This window comes from Streptomyces violaceus, assembly GCF_036014075.1.
GTDB lineage: Bacteria > Actinomycetota > Actinomycetes > Streptomycetales > Streptomycetaceae > Streptomyces > Streptomyces violaceus.
Window position 1 is genome coordinate 826,294 of sequence record NZ_CP107911.1, and the last position, 15,465, is coordinate 841,758.

Consider the following 15,465-nt stretch of genomic DNA (forward strand, 5'->3'; position numbering starts at 1 on the left):
GCCGGTGTCGGGCAAGCGCAGTCCATGGGCGGTGACACGGGTGACGGCGGGCAGGGACGGCAGCCGGGCGAGTGCGGGCACCGGGCGGTGCCGCATCCGGGTGACGTCCGGATCGAGGCGTGGGCGGCGTGCCGGGAGCATTGTCTGGCTGAGGCCGTCCTGGCGTTGGTGGAGTGCTTCGCGGACGTCTCCGGGGTGCGGGCCACCGCCGTGGACCGAGTTCGGCTGGCCGAGGCCAGCGACGACGACCTGCTGGCCACGCTGCTGGACGAGGTCATCTTCCGCTGGGAGGAGTACGGCCAGGTGCCCGTGGACGTGGAGGCGGACGAGGCCGACGGCGGCCTGGACGTGCGGCTGGCGGTCATCGGGCTCGCTGACGTGCCGATCACCGGGTCGGTCCCGACGGCGGTGGCGTGGGAGGAGCTGCGGATCGGGCCGGATCCGTACGGGTGGTCGTGCGCGGTGAGGGTCGACGCCTGAGAGGCCTGAGCGGCCTGAAAGGCCTGAGCGGCCGTCCTACCGTGGAGGTGTGGGCGGCGACATCGTGACGCTGTTCCTGTGCGGTGACGTGATGCTCGGGCGCGGCGTGGACCAGATCCTGGCGCACCCCTGCGATCCGGCACTGCGGGAGGCGTACGTCGAGGACGCGCGGTCCTATGTCCGGCTGACGGAGTCGGTGCACGGCCCGGTGCCCGCGCCCGTCCCGCCCTCCTGGCCGTGGGGCGAGGCGCTGCGCGTGCTGGAGCGGTCCGCCCCGGACGCCCGGATCGTGAACCTGGAGACGTCGGTGACGAGCGGCGACACGTTCGCGCCGGACAAGGAGATCCACTACCGGATGCACCCGGCCAATCTGCCGGCCCTGGCCGTGGCCCGGCCCGACGTGACCGTCCTCGCCAACAACCACGTCCTGGACTTCGGCCGCCCGGGCCTGCTGGAGACCCTGGACGCGCTGGCCCGGGCGGGCCTGCGGACGGCGGGTGCGGGGCGTGCCGCCGACGCGGCGTACGCACCCGCCGCGGTCCCCCTCCCGGGTGGCGGCCGACTGCTGGTGTTCGCCCTCGGGGCACGCTCCAGCGGGATCCCGTCCGGCTGGGCGGCGACGGCGGAGCTGCCGGGGGTCGCGTACGTACCCGAGTTCTCACGCGCGGCGGCCGACGCCGTGGTGCGGCACATCCGGCGGGCCGGACGGGCCGGTGATCTCACCGTCGTGTCCCTGCACTGGGGCTCGAACTGGGGCTTCCGCGTACCCCGGGAGCAGGTCCGCTTCGCGCACGCCCTGGTGGACGGCGGTGTCGACGTCGTCCACGGGCACTCCTCGCACCATCCCCGCCCGCTGGAGGTGTACCGGAACCGGCTGATCCTCTACGGCTGCGGCGACTTCGTCGACGACTACGAGGGCATCTCCGGCTACGAGGAGTACCGCGACGACCTGCGTCTCGCGTTCCTCGTCTCGGTCGAGGCGGACGGCGGACGGCTGGCCGGGCTGCGCATGGTGCCGCTGCGTGCACGGCGGATGCGACTGGAGCCCGCGTCCGGGACGGACCGTGCCTGGCTGCGCATGACGCTCGACCGGATCAGCGGCGGGGTGGGCGTGACATTGGAACCCGACGGATCACTGGCATGGGCGGGCGGATGATCCGGTGACCGCTCCCAGCCGCTCAGCCGGCCGGGCGATCGGGCTGCCGGGCGATCGGTCCCGAACCGCATGTCCGGGTCCCGCAGGGGTACCCCGGGCCACATGACCGGCATCGAACTCAGCAGTGACGCGTTCAACGACCACTCCTTCATCGCGCGCCGGTACTCGTACGAGGGACCAAACGTCTCCCCGCCGCTGGCCTGGAGCGGCGTACCGGACGACGCGGCCGAGCTGCTCCTGCTCTGCGAGGATCCCGACGCCCCGTCGGGCACCTTCGCGCACTGGGTCGTGGTCGGCATCGACCCGCACAGCGGCGGCGTCGAGGCCGGGCACTGCCCGCCGGGCGGCACGGAGCTCGTCAACAGCTACGGGCAGCAGGGCTGGGGCGGTCCGCATCCCCCGCCGGGTGACGACGCCCATCACTACTTCTTCCGGCTGTACGCCCTGTCCGAACCGTGCGTCCTGCCCGACGCGCCCGGCGCGGACCAGGTGCACCAGGAGGTCGAGCGGCGCCGGCTCGCGGACGGGACGCTGGTGGGGCTGTACCAGCGCTGACTCGCCGAGCACAACGGCTGGTTGTGGCTCGGGTGAGGGACGGTTGTTTGCTTGCCCGGCCCGGTCCTCGCTTGGATGGCTCCCGGTCAACACCGGGTTGTCCGCGGGAGCTGGGAGTGTGCGCCGGGTATGGCGGACAGGCGGGGCTGGGGCGGCGGTTCGGGTGGCTGTGGGGTGCGTACGCGGTCAGCACGGCCGGTACATGGCTCGCGTTCGACGCGTTCGCCCTGATCGCGGTCCTCGCGCTGCACGCCGGTCCGGCGCAGGTGGCGCTGCTGGCCGCGGCGGGACCGGCGGTCGGCGCGGTGGTGTCGGTGCCGCTCGGGCCATGGGTGGAGGTCCGACGCAAACGGCCGGTGATGATCGCGACGGACCTGGTCCGGTGCGTGGTGTTGCTGAGCGTCCCCGTGGCGTTCGCGCTGGGCCGGCTGAGCTTCGGTCAGTTGCTGCTGGTGTCGGTGGCCGTCGCCGCGGCCGACATCACCTTCAACGCGGCGGCCGGGGCGTTCCTGAAGGACTTGGTGCCCTCGCCGGACCTGCTCGTCGCGAACGGGCGGTTCGAGGCGACGAACTGGACCGCGAGTATGGTCGGGCCGCCGCTGGGCGGGGCCGCGATCGGGATGTTCGGTCCGGTGACGAGCGTGGTGGCGAACGCGGTGAGCTACCTGCTCTCGGCGTTCGGGATCGGGGCGATCGGCGGCGGCGAGAAACCGCCTCCCCCGCCCCTGTCCGCCGAGACCCGGCCCCGGGCGGGAGACCTGCTCGACGGCTGGCGTTACATCCTGGCCGATCCGGGCCTGCGCCCGCTGTTCTTCAACACGGTCCTGTTCAACGCCCTGGTCATGGCGGCCTCGCCACCGCTCCTGGTCCTATGGTCGACCACCTGGACTTCGCCCCCTGGCAGTACGCCCTCGCCTTCGCGGTGCCCTGCACCGGCGGCCTGCTCGGCTCCCGGCTGGCGCCACGGCTCGTCGCGCGGTTCGGGCGGCACCGGGTCCTGCTCATGGCCGGGGTGCTGCGGGCGGGCTGGTCGCTCGGACTCGCCTTCGTCCGCCCCGGCGCGGCCGGGCTGGCGCTGGTCATGGTGGTCGAGTTCGGGCTGATCACCTGCTGCGCCGTGTTCAACCCGGTGTTCGCCACGTACCGCCTCGACCGGACCCCCGCGGGCCGGGTCACCCGCACCCTTTCCGCCTGGTCGGCCACCGGCAAGGCCACCCTCGCGGCCGTGACCGCGCTCTGGGGCCTGCTGGCCGGCCTGACCGGCCCCCGCACGGCCATCGCCCTCGCCGGTGCCCTCCTCCTCACCACCCCGTTCCTGCTCCCCCGCCGGGACCGGACACCGGACATCGGCCCCGAGCCGACTCGCCTGCCGCTCGAGGCGGACGGCGGCTGACCGGGGCCGACAGGGTGGTTTCCGGGTCGGCTCAGACCGCCCCGGGCACGTCCTCAGTGACGCCGTTCAGCGGGGAGGACGGGTCGGTGCCGTACGGGCGGGTGATGATCTCCAGGCCGTGGCCCGCAGGGTCGAGGAAGTACACGCCCCGGCCCCCGTCGTGGCGGTTGATGCGGCGCGGCTGATTGCCGTGCGGGTCGGCCTGGATGGGGATCCGGGCCGCGACGAGACGGGCGAGGGCTTCGTCGAACTCTTCCTCGGAGACGAGGAACGCGTAGTGCTGCATGGGTATGTCGGCGTCGATGGTGAGAAAGTCCAGCGTGACGCCGTTGGCGGTCGTCACCGGCAGGAACACCCCGGCCGGTGCCCCGACCTCGAGTCCCAGGATCTCCGCGAGAAAACGAGCGGACTTCTCCCGGTCTCGGGACAGGACGATGGTGTGATTGAACTCGACTGACACTGGTCAATGCCTCCACGGGCATCTCCGCGGCGCCTCCATGCCTCACCCGGTCGGTGACCGGCACGCGATGCCGCGCCGTGGATCGTAGACAGAGGCGGTGAGGGGCGTCGAGCGGTTTTCGGCCGCATCCGGCAGGGTGGCCGAACGCCCTCGTCCCCGCCGTCCCGGACAACCCTGACAATTGTCAGGGACCGCGTCGCCCCAGGTCTCCCTACAGTGCTGAGCGTCGGCCACGAGCCGTACCGCTGCACATCAGTTCAGGGGGAACTCGACATGTCCACTCGCATCTTCGCCAGGGCCGCGCTCGTCGGCGCCGGGGCGCTCGCGCTGCTCGGCCCGCTCACCGCGGGAACCGCCGCGGCGTCGGCCGCCGGCCAGGAGGGCGGCGCCCGCGTCAAGGCGGCGCCCTACGCGGTCGTGCCGTACGAGAACATCAACGTCCGCTACGGACCGGGCACTTCCTACGGCAAGATCACCACCAGCCCGGCGGGTCAGCCGCTCGGCGCCTACTGCTGGACCCGCGGCGAGACCATCCGCGACAACGGCTACACCAACGACGTCTGGGTGAAGCTCCTCGAGGGCTACGTCAGCGCCGTGTACCTCAAGGGCAACGAGTACGGCGGCCTGCCGGCCTCCGCGCGCTGCTGACCCACATCATGACCACTCCCGACCACACCATCGTCCTACGGGGGACAGACACATGAAGCGACTGATCAGCCGTACCGCCATGGGCCTCGCCGCGACCGCGCTCGTCGTCGGCTCGCTCGCCGGCACCGCCCAGGCGGCCCCGGCCGCCGCGGCCAACAGCGGCGACCCGACTCTCACCGACGTCTACATCTGGGCCACGGACGTCAACCTGCGCCAGCAGCCGACCACCGACTCCCCGCGTCTCGCGGTCCGTTCGAAGTGGTGGGCGGACGCCGTGTGCCAGACGCAGGGCCAGACGGTGCACGACCCGGCCGTGGGCACCAACAACTGGTGGACCGCCGTCATGGAGTTCTCGGGCAGTGACATCGCCTGGGTGAACAACCTGTACATCCGGGGCGGCGAGAAGATCGCCGGAGTCCCGGACTGCTGACGCGCCATCGCTCCACACGCCTGCGGCGGGTCACCGGGAGATCGGTGACCCGCCGCAGGCTCGTGCCGGTCAGCAGTAGCCCATCGGGCCCATGTCCGTGTAGTAGACATAGTCGACCTTGACCCACCCGGTGACATTGCCCCGGTGGGCCGTCAGGTAGATCCAGTGGCCGTCGCCGTTCCAGCAGTGCGCGGTGAACGTTTCGCGGAAGTACCCCTGGCCGTGGACCGTGCCGTCCACGGGCCTGCTGCGGATGTTGACGCCGTCACCGAGGAAGTAGCCGCCTCGGGACCGCACTTGCTGCGTGGACGTGTCCGAAGCGGGTGCCTGCTCCTGGGCGTGGGCGGTGACGGGCGACAGCATCAGGGCCGCGCCCGCCAGGGCGATACACGCGGCGCGCCGGATGTGTCTGCGCATGACTGACTCCTTCTCGTCGTCCTGCGTGGTGTGTGTGGCTCAGTACCAGCCGGTCGAGGTCAGATCGTGGCCGTCGCAGGAGAGCAGCGCGCGCGAGACGCGGCCGCTGAGGTTGTTGCCCATCTGCGTGTAGGCGTAGTTGATGCCGGAGTCGACGGTCTCGGAGACCCAGCCGTCGACGCGTCCCGTGCCGTTGTTCGAACGCTGGAGTACGGCGGCGCAGTTGGCCCGGGAGTTCTCGATCCGGGCGAAGGAGCCGCACTTGTCGGAGTAGAAGTACTTCAGGGCCATGCCTTCGGCGTACTTGGTGGGCCCGATCTGCCGGAACGTGCCCGAGCAGAAGGAGGTGGTGGGGTACTGCCCCTCCATCCCGTAGGCCCCGTAGTTGCCGCCCGAGTACGGCGCGGCCTGGGCGGAGGTGGGGAGGAGCGCCATCACCGCGGCGGCGCCCCCGGCGGCCAGCAGTGTCCTGAGCGATCGGCGGCTCATGAGTTCTCTTTTCGTTGTCGACGGGTGGTCTGGTCGTGACCGTACGGGGCGTCACCACATCCACGACACCTGACACTTATCAGGGTCGAACCCCCAGGTCGTGTCGTATCGGGGGCTCCCTGACATACGTCAGGACCGCCCGCACCTCTCCGGCTCCTAGTGTGGCGGCGCGGGGCAGGGGCCCCGCCGGACACTCGGGCGACCATGAAGGGCAACCATGCGCACACTCCTGCGCGGCGCCGCCGCGCTCGCGACCGTCGTCACGATCGTGTCGCTTCCGGGCGGCGCGACGGCGGTTCCCCGGCCGGCCACGGCCGTTGAGGCCGGCCGGAGCGCCGAGGCCGCGCAGATCCCGGACGGCGTCACCGCCGGGGTCGCGGTCTTCGACCGCCGCACCGGCACCTTCACCGAACAGGTCGACGAGAGCGCGCGGTTCCGGTCCGCCTCGGTCGTCAAACTGCTGCTGGCCCTGGACTTCCTGTGGGACCGCGGGCCCGACCACACCGTCCCCGAGGCCGACCGGGCCCTGCTGGAACCGATGCTGCGCAGCAGTTACGACGATGCCGCGGACCACTACTGGTCGACGTACGGCGGCCCGGCGATCATCGACCGGATGTCCGCCCGGCTCGGCCTGCGCGACACCGCGCCGCCGCCCGCCGGGTACGAGGGCTACTGGGGCTACACCGCCCTGTCGGCCCGCGACACCGTGGCGACCTACCGCTACCTCCTGGACAGGGCGCCCGCGCCCGTCCGTGACTTCGTCATGGACAATCTGCGCCGCTCCACGCGCTGCGCCTCGGACCGCTTCGACCAGCACTTCGGGATCGCCGGGTCGTTCGAGCGTCCCTGGACGGTGAAGCAGGGCTGGTCCGGGAAGTACGCGAAGGGGACGTGCGGCGCCTCGGGAACAACGGCACAGGCAGAGCCGACCGCTGCTCCCACCACCAAGGCCGCCGCGGACGTGGATCTCATCCGTCCCGCGCTGCACACCACCGGCACGGTGGGCGCGGACGACCGGGCGATCGTGGCCGTGCTGACGCTGCATCCGGTCGGGACGTCCTACGGGAAGGCCTACACCGACCTCGGCCGGCTGACCCGCTCGCTGAACGTGCCGGGCGGGGTGCAGCCCTCCGGAACGTGGTTCGGCACCTGGGGCGAGTTCGTGAACGTCCGCAAGGGCCCTGCCACGGGCGATGCCCGGGTCACGCAACTCCCCGCCGGGGTGGAGGTGCTGGTGGGCTGCCAGGTCCGGGGGCAGGTGGTCAGCGTGCCGCCCTACACCAACGAGTGGTGGGCCTACTTGCCCCAGTACGGGGGCTACATCTCCAACATCTACATCAGTTCGCCGGACAACCGGCTGCCGAACGTCCCGGAGTGCGGCTCACCGCGGCCGTGACGGGAACGGGGGACGAGCGGTGGGCGGGGCCCTGACGGGTCCGGCCCACCGCTCGCGTACGCCCGGGGGTCACTGTTCGTAAGCGGCGAGGTAGCGCAGCACCTTGTCCACGTGCGGCCGTACCCGAGCCGGGACGCCGCCCTCCTCGATGACCGTGCGGTCGCTGGTGCGGTAGCCGGCCGCGACCAGCGCGGGAAGGTCCTTCTTCGGCAGCCCGGCCTGTTTGAAGCGCTGGTCGAGCCAGCACACGTACAGGCTCATCGTGGCGATCGCGTCCGGTGGCGACATGTGGTCCTTGTCGCCGTCGCCGTCCCCGTCCACCGCCCAGGCGCGGAACACCGACGGGGTCCACATGGCGATGCCGTACTCCTCGCTCTGCGGACGGGCGGCGTCGGCGTCGAAGCCGCTCTCCGCCTTGATCAGCGCGGCGAGCAGGACGGGCGTGATCTCCTCGTCGGTGCAGCGGTGGGCGGCGCGGGCGATGACGGGGCGCAGCGCCTCGGGTACGTCGGAGTCCGCGGGTATCTCGCCCGGCACCGGTCTGCGCGCGTCGGTGACGGTGGCGGAGGCGCCGCCGTCACGGTCGTCGTCCCGCGTCCCGACGCCGCCGCCGAGCAGTGCCACCCCGGCGACCGCTCCGGCGGTGAGGACGACGAAACCGGCCGCGACGGCCGGCACCAGGCGTCGCCGGCGGCGGCGCGGACCGCCGGTGATGTCCTCGATCCGGGCGGCGATGCCGCGCGCGGTGTGCGGGAGGCGGGTGGTGTGGTCCGGTGCCAGGCAGTCGGCGATCAGCCGGCGCATGTCGTCGGCGAGGCCGGCGTCGAGCCGCAGGGGCGCGGTGCCGCGGGCGTAGGTCTGGGCGGAGAGCGAGCGGGCCCGGGCCGTCGCGCCCGGGAAGGGGTGGAGTCCGCCGGTGAGCACCTGGTGGGCGAGGACGCCGAAGGCCCAGATGTCGGCGGTGGGCCGGACGACGGCGCCCTGGGTGCCGGTGCGCTGGGACCACCACTCGGGCGGCAGATGGTCGAGGGTGCCGAGCGGCGGCAGATGGGCGTGGGTGCCGTCGAGTTCGGTGGCCAGTCCGAAGTCCGCCAGCCATACCTGCCCGCCCGGGCCCAGCAGGACGTTGGCCGGTTTGAGGTCTCCGTGCACCCAGCCGGCGTCGTGCATATGGGCCAGTCCGGCGGCGACTCCGCGCAGGACGCGTTCGGCGCCGTCGATCGGCCGGCCGCTCCCGGCGGCGTCCAGTACGTCCTTCAGGCTCGCCTCCGCCCGGTCCATCACCAGTGCGATCGCACCGTCCAGGGCGGGCAGCTCCGGGGCCTCGACCGTGCACACGGCGTGGGTCCGGACGAGGTGGGGGTGGTCGGCCTCCGCGCTGAAGCGGACCTCGCGTGCCACGAGTTCACCGAGCGCGGCGCGCTGGCCGGGGCCCAGGGCACCGGTCGGCAGCACCTTCACCGCCACGGGCGTGCCGTCGGCGACCGTACGGGCCTCGTACACGGTTCCCCAGCCGCCGGAGCCGATGACCGCGCCCAGTTCCCAGCCCTCGATCCGGAAGCCCTCGGGGAGGCGGGGGCGAGGCGCCTCGAGGTCGTCGTCCTGGGGATCCCGGGCGTCGGGTGTCGTCATGCGCCGGCCTCCTGCGGGGCGAGGCGGCCGGCGCTGCGGGGCGGCAGCAGGCCGAGGTGCTCTTCGCGCACCAGGCCGAAGCGCAGGGCGACCGAGGCGAGCCGGGTGCGCTTGGCACCGGTGCGGCCGCCGTCGGCTCCGGCAACGGCCTCCTCGCCCAGTTCCAGGCGCAGTTTGGCGAAGGCGAGATAGTCGATGTGGTAGTTGACCGCCGAACGGGTCAGGTCCCGGCAGCCCTCCAGTGGCCGCAGCCGCTCCACGATCTGTCCGACGCCGGGCAGCGCCGAGTCGGAGGGATCGCGCAGCCTGGGCTCGCACAAAGCCACCAGGACGAGGAAGTACTTCGACGTGGGGTCCAGGGCGAAGGGATGGACGGTCTGTTCCCCACCGCCCGGCGCTGACCGCTCACCGAGGTAGGCGTGCTGGGGTGCGAACACCTTGAAGGCGGCATCGCCCGACAGGGCCGGGAGCACCACCCGGGAGAACTCGAAGGGCACGGGCGCACCGAGGCGCCCGGGAGCGACGGTGAGGTACTCACCGGCTCCCTCCAGGTTCTCCACGACGTACGACACGCTGCGGCTGAAGTTGGACAGCCGCCAGTAGTCCCCGGCCGCCTCGAGCTGCCCGGCGCGGCGGGAGATGCCGGGGTCGGTCAGGGTGATGCGCACCCCTGTGCCGCCGGGCAGTCCACGTCCGAAGTCGGCGATGTCCCCGGGCCCCAGGTGGATCAGTTCGGGACTGCCCGTCTCGTCCGCACTCCACTGTGCGGGACCGGGCAACTGCACGATGATCGTTTCCACAACGGATTTCCCCCGATGCTGACGGCCCCCGATTTGGTCGCGAGGATTGTACGGGCGGATTCCGGTTGCGCGGAGCCGGCGAGGCCGTCTCAGTGGGCGGTTTCCGGACGTCGCGCGACGAACACGAACTCCCTCCCCGGCCGGTCGGGCGCCTCGCGTACGTCGTCCACCACGAAGCCCCGCGCGACGAGTTCCGTCTCGATCTCCCGCCGCTCTCGGAAGCGCAGCGTCGACTCCGAGGTCAACACCTGTCCGTCCGCGGCGAACCGATAGACCTGACGGAACGTCACCAACGGGCCGGACACGTCGAGCAGTTCGACCCAGTACTCGACGGCACCGGTTCCGGGGACGTCCGTCACGGCATACGTGGCCTCGCGGTTCCACTCCTCCCAGGCGCGGCGAGCCGGGATCCGGGTCTCGAAGACCAGGCGACCGCCCGGCCGCAGAGCCGCTCGGGCCCCTCGCAGGAACGCGTGCCAGTCTTCGGGGCCGGTGATCTCCTGCGCGGCGTTGCCCGTCATCGTCGCGAGGTCGGCGGCCAGCGGCGGGAGGGCCGTCGCATCGCCGTGGATCCACCGCACCCGATCACCGCCCGGCTTGCCGCGGGCCACGGCCAGGGACGCCCCGGCGGGATCGACGCCGACGACCCGGAGGCCGCGTGCGGCCAGGCGCAGCGCGAACACGCCTGTTCCGCAGCCGATGTCGAGCACCTGACACGCCCCGAACTCCCCCGTCATGCGCAGGTACGGGTCGAGGTCGCCGCGGTCGGGGTCGAGCGGGTCGTAGACCGCGGCGAGCCGCGGATGCCGGAAACACTCGTCAGCCATGCGCCCGAAGGTACGAGGAGCGGGCCGCGGGCGGCCACCGGTTTCCGGCGACCGCCCTCTCGTCATCAGCCCAGGCAGATGACGAGCAGGCAGAGTTCCTTCGAGTTCGAGTTCGAGTTGGAATTGGAGTCCGACGGAGAGGTGGGAGTGGGGCTCGCCGCGGGCGGAGGTGTCGCGGAGTCCGCGGGCTGTTGCGAGTTGGCACCGCTGTCGGACGCGGGTGGTGTCGTCTGCTCGGTGTCCTTCGACGTGGACGTACCGGCGCCACCGGTGATCGTGTCGACGGTGCTCGGGACGGTGGTTCGCTGCCGCGGGGTCGTCAGCGGCAGCTCGCGGGGTGTGGTGGCCGCGTCCGTCCGGGTGTCCGCCGGCGTGCTGCGGGGAGCGGCGGGCCGGGTCTGCTCGCGGTGCGAGGCCTTGCCGGTCTGCTCTCCGGTGCTGGGCGTGGGCGAGGAACGCGGGGCGTCGCGCTGGGTCGACGTCGGTTCGGTGTACGTCGGCGCCTCTCCCCCGGCGCCGCCCATGGTGGTGTCCCCCGGCGTCGTGGCCGCCTGGACGCCGGGCTTCGAGTCGCCCTTCATGGCAGCGACGGTCAGACCGCCTCCTACCAGCGCGACGGCGGTCGCCACCACGGCCCGGCGCTGGTTCTTCTTCCAACGCGCCATCTGACGACGCCGCGCCGCCCGTCCCTGCTGCGGGACCTGGTAGTCGTCGGCCGCGGCGGTGTCCGCGGTCCCGTGGCCGCCGGAGGGGTCCGTGTCCGGGAGCTCGTGGTCACCGGACGGGTCCGTGACCGGGGTCTCGCGGAAGCCGGCCGGCCCGGTGTACGCGAGGTGGAGCTCCCGCGTGCCTGCGCGGGTCTCGTCCCACACGGTCCGGTCGTCCCACACGTTGCCCTCACGCCACGCGAGGGGCGCGGCCGGGTGCGCCCCCGCGGCAGGGCCGGTACGGCCGTCGGCGGCAGCGGGGTCGATGTCCGGGGCGTAGGCGCCGCACCCCGGGCAGACCAAGGCGCCGTTGAGGTGCCGGCGGCACGAGGAGCAGTAGTCCATGTGTGGTCTTCCCGATCTGGCTGGCTGTGTCGGCGGCGCGCCGGCCGCAGCCTGGTCACGTTCGCGCATGGGATCGAGCCGTAACGCTAACGAGACTTTGAAAGGGCCGTGTGCAGCCTGTGTGACACCCCTGCGCAGATCCTCTGCACTTCGCGTGCGTCATAAGTAACCCGTGAGTAAGGCCGGAAGAGGCTGGGCACACTCGGGCATCCGCCCCCGGAGCTTCCGGCCCGGTCGGCCACACGGACCGGATTCTCGCTCGCGCTCTCCACATCTCGCCTGAATTTCCCGCGAGTTGGCGCACAACCCTTTGGATCCCCTGCGGGTCACACCATGCAGGAGCAACCACCTCGAAGAGTTGCAAGGGGGAAATATGAGATTCATCCGTTCCGTCCTGGCCGCGTCCGCCGTCGCCGCGCTGTCGGCAGGGACCATGACCGCCCTGGCGTCGCCCGCCTCCGCCGCGCCCAACACCACCCCGCAGAAGGTCTGTGGCAGCGGCTACAAGACCGTGAACTCGGCGGCCGTCGGCTCGCTCGGCACGATCTACCTCACGTACAACGCGTCCAACGGACACAACTGCGTCACGACCATCCGCAACAACCCGGGGACCGCCGTGGACATGTCCGCGTATGTCTGGGTCCCCGACACCGAGGAAGGCGACTCGGACGCCGGGCTCTTCAAGTCGTACGCCGGACCGACCTACGTCCGCGGCAAGGGCCACTGCGTCGACTGGGGCGGCAGTATCGCCAACGTGTACGTCCAGGTGGTCGGCTCCAACTGCGGCTCCCTGAAGGAGCATCGGACCACCTTCACCCGCTGACCCCCTCCAGCCGGGTCACCACGCCCCCTGCCGCGCGCGTTCGCGGGGGACCGTGGTGGCCCGGTTCTTCACGCGACCCCTTGAACCAGGCGCCTGCACCGCGGCACCGGAGAACGCCAACGCGCTCACCCCGTTCGACCAGATCATCGGAGACCCGGACAGCTCGGTGTGATGCGGCTCGATCCCCGCACGGGTGACGCCGGGGACCTCAAGGCGCTCCGGAGATGACGTGCGCGGGCCACCCGGACGACGCGTCCCCTCAGCGGCTCGGCAGCATGCGGACCGACGAGTCGACCACGGCCTACGCGGGCCGGGCCGTCGGCAGGGCGGAGACCTGGGGGCGGCTGCCCCGCGCTTATCTCCGCTTCGGCAAGGACCGATCGCCGAAGCCGATGCGCTGACACCTCACGACCCCTTCCGGGTCCACGACTTCCCCACCTCTCCGCACAACGGCCGGCTGGACCCGGCACCCGTGGCGCTCCCGCGGGTGGCGGGACCTGATCCTGGGCACACGGTGGAAATGATCTTCCCACCGGCCCCATCAGGAGGCATGCCGTGACCGCACCTGCGCGTCGTACACCGCCTGCGAACCGTCGGCCCGGGTTCGACCTTCGCTCGACCGCCCTGTTCTTCGTCCTTCTCGCCGGGGTCGTCACCGTCCTGGGCCTCACGGCCCGCATGGTGGCCGACGCTGCCGAGCGGCGTCCCGCCTGGGTGTTCGTCCTGGTCGTCGTAGGTGTCGCGGGCTGCTTGGGCCTGCAGCGCCGGGTGCACGTGGCGAGGGCGGCACGCCGGGCCGCGGCAGCGCTCGACGAGGCGGCGAGGGAGGCGGCCGACGAGCTGGATCCTCCCGCGATTCCCCGTCAGCACCCGGCCGCTGAGGCCACCGCCGGCTACGACGCCCTGACGCCCGAGGAGTTCGAGGAGGCGATCGCCGCCCTCTGCGAACGCGACGGCTGCTCCGCCGTCGACGTCGCGGGAGGCGCCGGCGACCTGGGCGCCGACGTCGTGGCCGTGACCCCCGACGGGCACCGGGTCGTCATCCAGTGCAAGCACTTCGGCGACGCCCACTCCGTCGGCTCGCAGGATCTTCAGCGCTTCGGCGGCACATGCTTCACCGTTCACGAGGCCGACATCGCCGTCCTGGTCACCACAAGCGACTTCACCACACCGGCGCTGGAGTACGCCGGCCAGGGCGGGATCGTCTGCGTGGACCGGGAGTCCCTCCAGGCATGGACGGACGGCACCGGGCCCCGCCCATGGGAGTCCGCCGCCCTGGCAGGCGAGGCATAGATCCAAAAAATATCTCGCAAGATGTGTTAACTAAGCCGACAACATCTGCTAACAATGCTCTCCACCGGCAATCGGCGTCGGCCTCCCCCGAGGACGGCAGACCCGGCCAAGGGTCACCACCCACCACTCCCTCGACGAGAGGACCTCAGCCATGCCAACGACCAGATCCACCGTGATCGCGGGCGCCGCCGCCGTCGCCCTGATGGCCACCGGGTGTGCCGGGGCCGGGGGCAGCGGCAGCGACAGCGGCGGCAAGAGCATCAGCGTGCTGATGGTCGGCAATCCGCAGATGGAGGACATCGCGAAGCTGACCAAGGACACCTTCACGAAGGACACCGGCATCAAGGTGAACTTCACGGTCCTGCCCGAGAACGAGCTGCGCGACAAGGTCACCCAGGACATCGCCACCCAGGCCGGCCAGTACGACGTCGCCACCATCGGCGCCTACGAGGTACCCATCTGGGAGAAGAACGGCTGGCTGCACGAACTCGGGTCCTACGCCGACAAGGACCCGAGCTTCGACAAGGCCGACCTGCTCAAGCCGATGGTGCAGTCGCTCTCGGGTTCCGACGGCAAGCTCTACGCCCTGCCGTTCTACGGCGAGTCGTCCTTCCTCATGTACAACAAGGACGTCATGAAGGCGAAGGGCATCACGGTGCCCGCACACCCGACCTGGCAGCAGATCGCCGGCATCGCGGCCGAGGTCGACGGCGCCGAGCCCGGCATGCGCGGCATCTGCCTGCGAGGTCTGGCCGGCTGGGGCGAACTCGGCGCGCCGCTGACGTCCGTGGTCAACACCTTCGGCGGCACCTGGTTCACCAAGGACTGGAAGGCCCAGGTCGACAGCCCGGCGTTCAAGAAGGCGACCAACTTCTACGTCGACCTGGTCAGGAAGCACGGTGAGGCGGGAGCCGCGCAGGCCGGGTTCACCGAGTGCCTCAACGCCATGAGCCAGAAGAAGGTCGCGATGTGGTACGACGCGACCAGCGCGGCCGGGTCGCTGGAGGACCCCAGCTCCAGCAAGATCGCCGGCCACGTCGGCTACGCCTACGCCCCTACCGTCGAGACCAAGCGCAGCGGCTGGCTGTGGAGTTGGGCGTGGGCCATGCCCAAGACCACCAAGAAGGCCGACGCCGCCTCGCGGTTCATGCTGTGGGCCTCGAGCAAGAAGTACGAGAAGCTCGTCGGCGAGAAGCTCGGCTGGTCGCGGGTGCCGGCCGGCAAGCGGGCCAGTACCTATGAGATCCCGCAGTACCGGAAGGCAGCCGGTTCGTTCGGCGACATCACCCTGAAGTCCATCGAGGGAGCCGACCCGTCCGACCCGGGCGTCCAGCCCAGGCCGACCGTGGGCATCCAGTACGTGGCCGTCCCCGAGTTCCAGGATCTGGGAACCAAGGTCACCCAGGAGATCTCCGCCGCCATCGCCGGAAAGACCAGCGTGGACAAGGCGCTCGACGACGGCCAGAAGCAGGCCGAGGAAGTCGCCGAGAACTACCGGAAGTAGCCCCTCAGCGCTCGGCCGGCCCCCTGGTCGGCCGGGCACTGGCTGCTCTGTCCGCTCTCCCCCAGTGCCTTGAGGGCCTGGGACGTACCCCCTCCGGCGGAGGAAGGCCC

The 15,465-nt window shown here is 71.6% G+C and carries 17 protein-coding genes and 1 pseudogene; 11 read left to right on the plus strand and 7 right to left on the minus strand.

Going from position 1 to position 15,465, the window contains the following annotated elements; genetic code table 11:
* The first annotated feature begins 24 nt into the window (after nucleotides 1-24).
* The 4 genes and pseudogenes from OG542_RS03820 (at nucleotide 25) to OG542_RS03835 (ending at nucleotide 3,584) form a co-directional block, all read left to right on the plus strand.
* Nucleotides 25-480, plus strand: a complete 456-nt coding sequence (locus OG542_RS03820) for an archease (RefSeq protein WP_328408179.1) — start codon at nucleotides 25-27, stop codon at nucleotides 478-480.
* 49 nt (nucleotides 481-529) lie between these two features.
* The gene (locus OG542_RS03825; protein WP_328408181.1) at nucleotides 530-1,636 is read left to right on the plus strand and encodes a CapA family protein; all 1,107 of its coding nucleotides are present in this window, start codon (nucleotides 530-532) and stop codon (nucleotides 1,634-1,636) included.
* A gap of 102 nt (nucleotides 1,637-1,738) precedes the next feature.
* Nucleotides 1,739-2,191 carry a YbhB/YbcL family Raf kinase inhibitor-like protein gene (locus tag OG542_RS03830; RefSeq protein WP_328408183.1) on the plus strand — a complete coding sequence of 151 codons (453 nt, stop codon included), beginning with the start codon at nucleotides 1,739-1,741 and terminating at the stop codon, nucleotides 2,189-2,191.
* Between the two features lie 116 nt (nucleotides 2,192-2,307).
* Nucleotides 2,308-3,584 (plus strand): annotated as a pseudogene (locus OG542_RS03835) (MFS transporter).
* Nucleotides 3,585-3,615: 31 nt separating this feature from the next.
* On the opposite strand, the gene OG542_RS03840 reads toward OG542_RS03835, so the two are convergent.
* Complete coding sequence (locus OG542_RS03840) at nucleotides 3,616-4,044, minus strand: VOC family protein (RefSeq protein ID WP_189722425.1); 429 nt, start codon at nucleotides 4,042-4,044, stop codon at nucleotides 3,616-3,618.
* A gap of 273 nt (nucleotides 4,045-4,317) precedes the next feature.
* Between OG542_RS03840 and OG542_RS03845 the strand changes: the two genes are divergently transcribed.
* Together OG542_RS03845 and OG542_RS03850 are read left to right on the plus strand one after the other, a co-directional pair.
* Nucleotides 4,318-4,692, plus strand: coding sequence for an SH3 domain-containing protein (locus tag OG542_RS03845; RefSeq protein WP_193481475.1), 375 nt, complete (start codon nucleotides 4,318-4,320; stop codon nucleotides 4,690-4,692).
* Nucleotides 4,693-4,744: 52 nt separating this feature from the next.
* Nucleotides 4,745-5,122 (plus strand): peptidase M23, encoded by a 378-nt coding sequence (locus OG542_RS03850; RefSeq protein WP_311129090.1) that lies wholly within the window; start codon nucleotides 4,745-4,747, stop codon nucleotides 5,120-5,122.
* Between the two features lie 69 nt (nucleotides 5,123-5,191).
* Here OG542_RS03850 and OG542_RS03855 read toward each other — a convergent pair whose 3' ends face one another.
* On the minus strand, nucleotides 5,192-5,539 hold the full coding sequence (locus OG542_RS03855) for a hypothetical protein (protein ID WP_328408186.1): 348 nt from the start codon (nucleotides 5,537-5,539) through the stop codon (nucleotides 5,192-5,194).
* A gap of 39 nt (nucleotides 5,540-5,578) precedes the next feature.
* On the minus strand, nucleotides 5,579-6,028 hold the full coding sequence (locus OG542_RS03860) for a hypothetical protein (protein WP_311129088.1): 450 nt from the start codon (nucleotides 6,026-6,028) through the stop codon (nucleotides 5,579-5,581).
* Nucleotides 6,029-6,245: 217 nt separating this feature from the next.
* Between OG542_RS03860 and OG542_RS03865 the strand changes: the two genes are divergently transcribed.
* Nucleotides 6,246-7,424, plus strand: coding sequence for a hypothetical protein (locus OG542_RS03865; RefSeq protein WP_328408188.1), 1,179 nt, complete (start codon nucleotides 6,246-6,248; stop codon nucleotides 7,422-7,424).
* Nucleotides 7,425-7,493: 69 nt separating this feature from the next.
* Here OG542_RS03865 and OG542_RS03870 read toward each other — a convergent pair whose 3' ends face one another.
* From OG542_RS03870 to OG542_RS03885, 4 genes are all read right to left on the minus strand, one after another.
* Nucleotides 7,494-9,056, minus strand: a complete 1,563-nt coding sequence (locus tag OG542_RS03870; protein ID WP_328408190.1) for a serine/threonine-protein kinase — start codon at nucleotides 9,054-9,056, stop codon at nucleotides 7,494-7,496.
* Nucleotides 9,053-9,856: a serine/threonine protein kinase gene (locus OG542_RS03875; RefSeq protein ID WP_328408192.1), complete on the minus strand. Its 804-nt coding sequence runs from the start codon at nucleotides 9,854-9,856 to the stop codon at nucleotides 9,053-9,055. The genes OG542_RS03870 and OG542_RS03875 overlap by 4 nt, the downstream gene beginning before the upstream one ends.
* 89 nt (nucleotides 9,857-9,945) lie before the next feature.
* A complete protein-coding gene (locus OG542_RS03880; RefSeq protein WP_328408194.1) occupies nucleotides 9,946-10,683 on the minus strand; it encodes a class I SAM-dependent methyltransferase in 738 nt (245 codons plus the stop codon).
* Nucleotides 10,684-10,748: 65 nt separating this feature from the next.
* Nucleotides 10,749-11,735 (minus strand): SCO2400 family protein, encoded by a 987-nt coding sequence (locus OG542_RS03885; RefSeq protein ID WP_328408196.1) that lies wholly within the window; start codon nucleotides 11,733-11,735, stop codon nucleotides 10,749-10,751.
* A 373-nt stretch (nucleotides 11,736-12,108) separates the two neighbouring features.
* Here OG542_RS03885 and OG542_RS03890 point away from each other — a divergent pair, with 373 nt between their 5' ends.
* The 4 genes from OG542_RS03890 (at nucleotide 12,109) to OG542_RS03905 (ending at nucleotide 15,355) form a co-directional block, all read left to right on the plus strand.
* Complete coding sequence (locus tag OG542_RS03890; protein WP_193481484.1) at nucleotides 12,109-12,558, plus strand: spore-associated protein; 450 nt, start codon at nucleotides 12,109-12,111, stop codon at nucleotides 12,556-12,558.
* 224 nt (nucleotides 12,559-12,782) lie between these two features.
* A complete protein-coding gene (locus tag OG542_RS03895) occupies nucleotides 12,783-12,959 on the plus strand; it encodes a hypothetical protein (protein WP_328408198.1) in 177 nt (58 codons plus the stop codon).
* A 154-nt stretch (nucleotides 12,960-13,113) separates the two neighbouring features.
* Entirely contained in the window at nucleotides 13,114-13,851 is a 738-nt protein-coding gene (locus tag OG542_RS03900) for a restriction endonuclease (RefSeq protein WP_328408200.1), read from the plus strand.
* A 151-nt stretch (nucleotides 13,852-14,002) separates the two neighbouring features.
* On the plus strand, nucleotides 14,003-15,355 hold the full coding sequence (locus OG542_RS03905; RefSeq protein WP_328408202.1) for an ABC transporter substrate-binding protein: 1,353 nt from the start codon (nucleotides 14,003-14,005) through the stop codon (nucleotides 15,353-15,355).
* Nucleotides 15,356-15,465 lie beyond the last annotated feature (110 nt).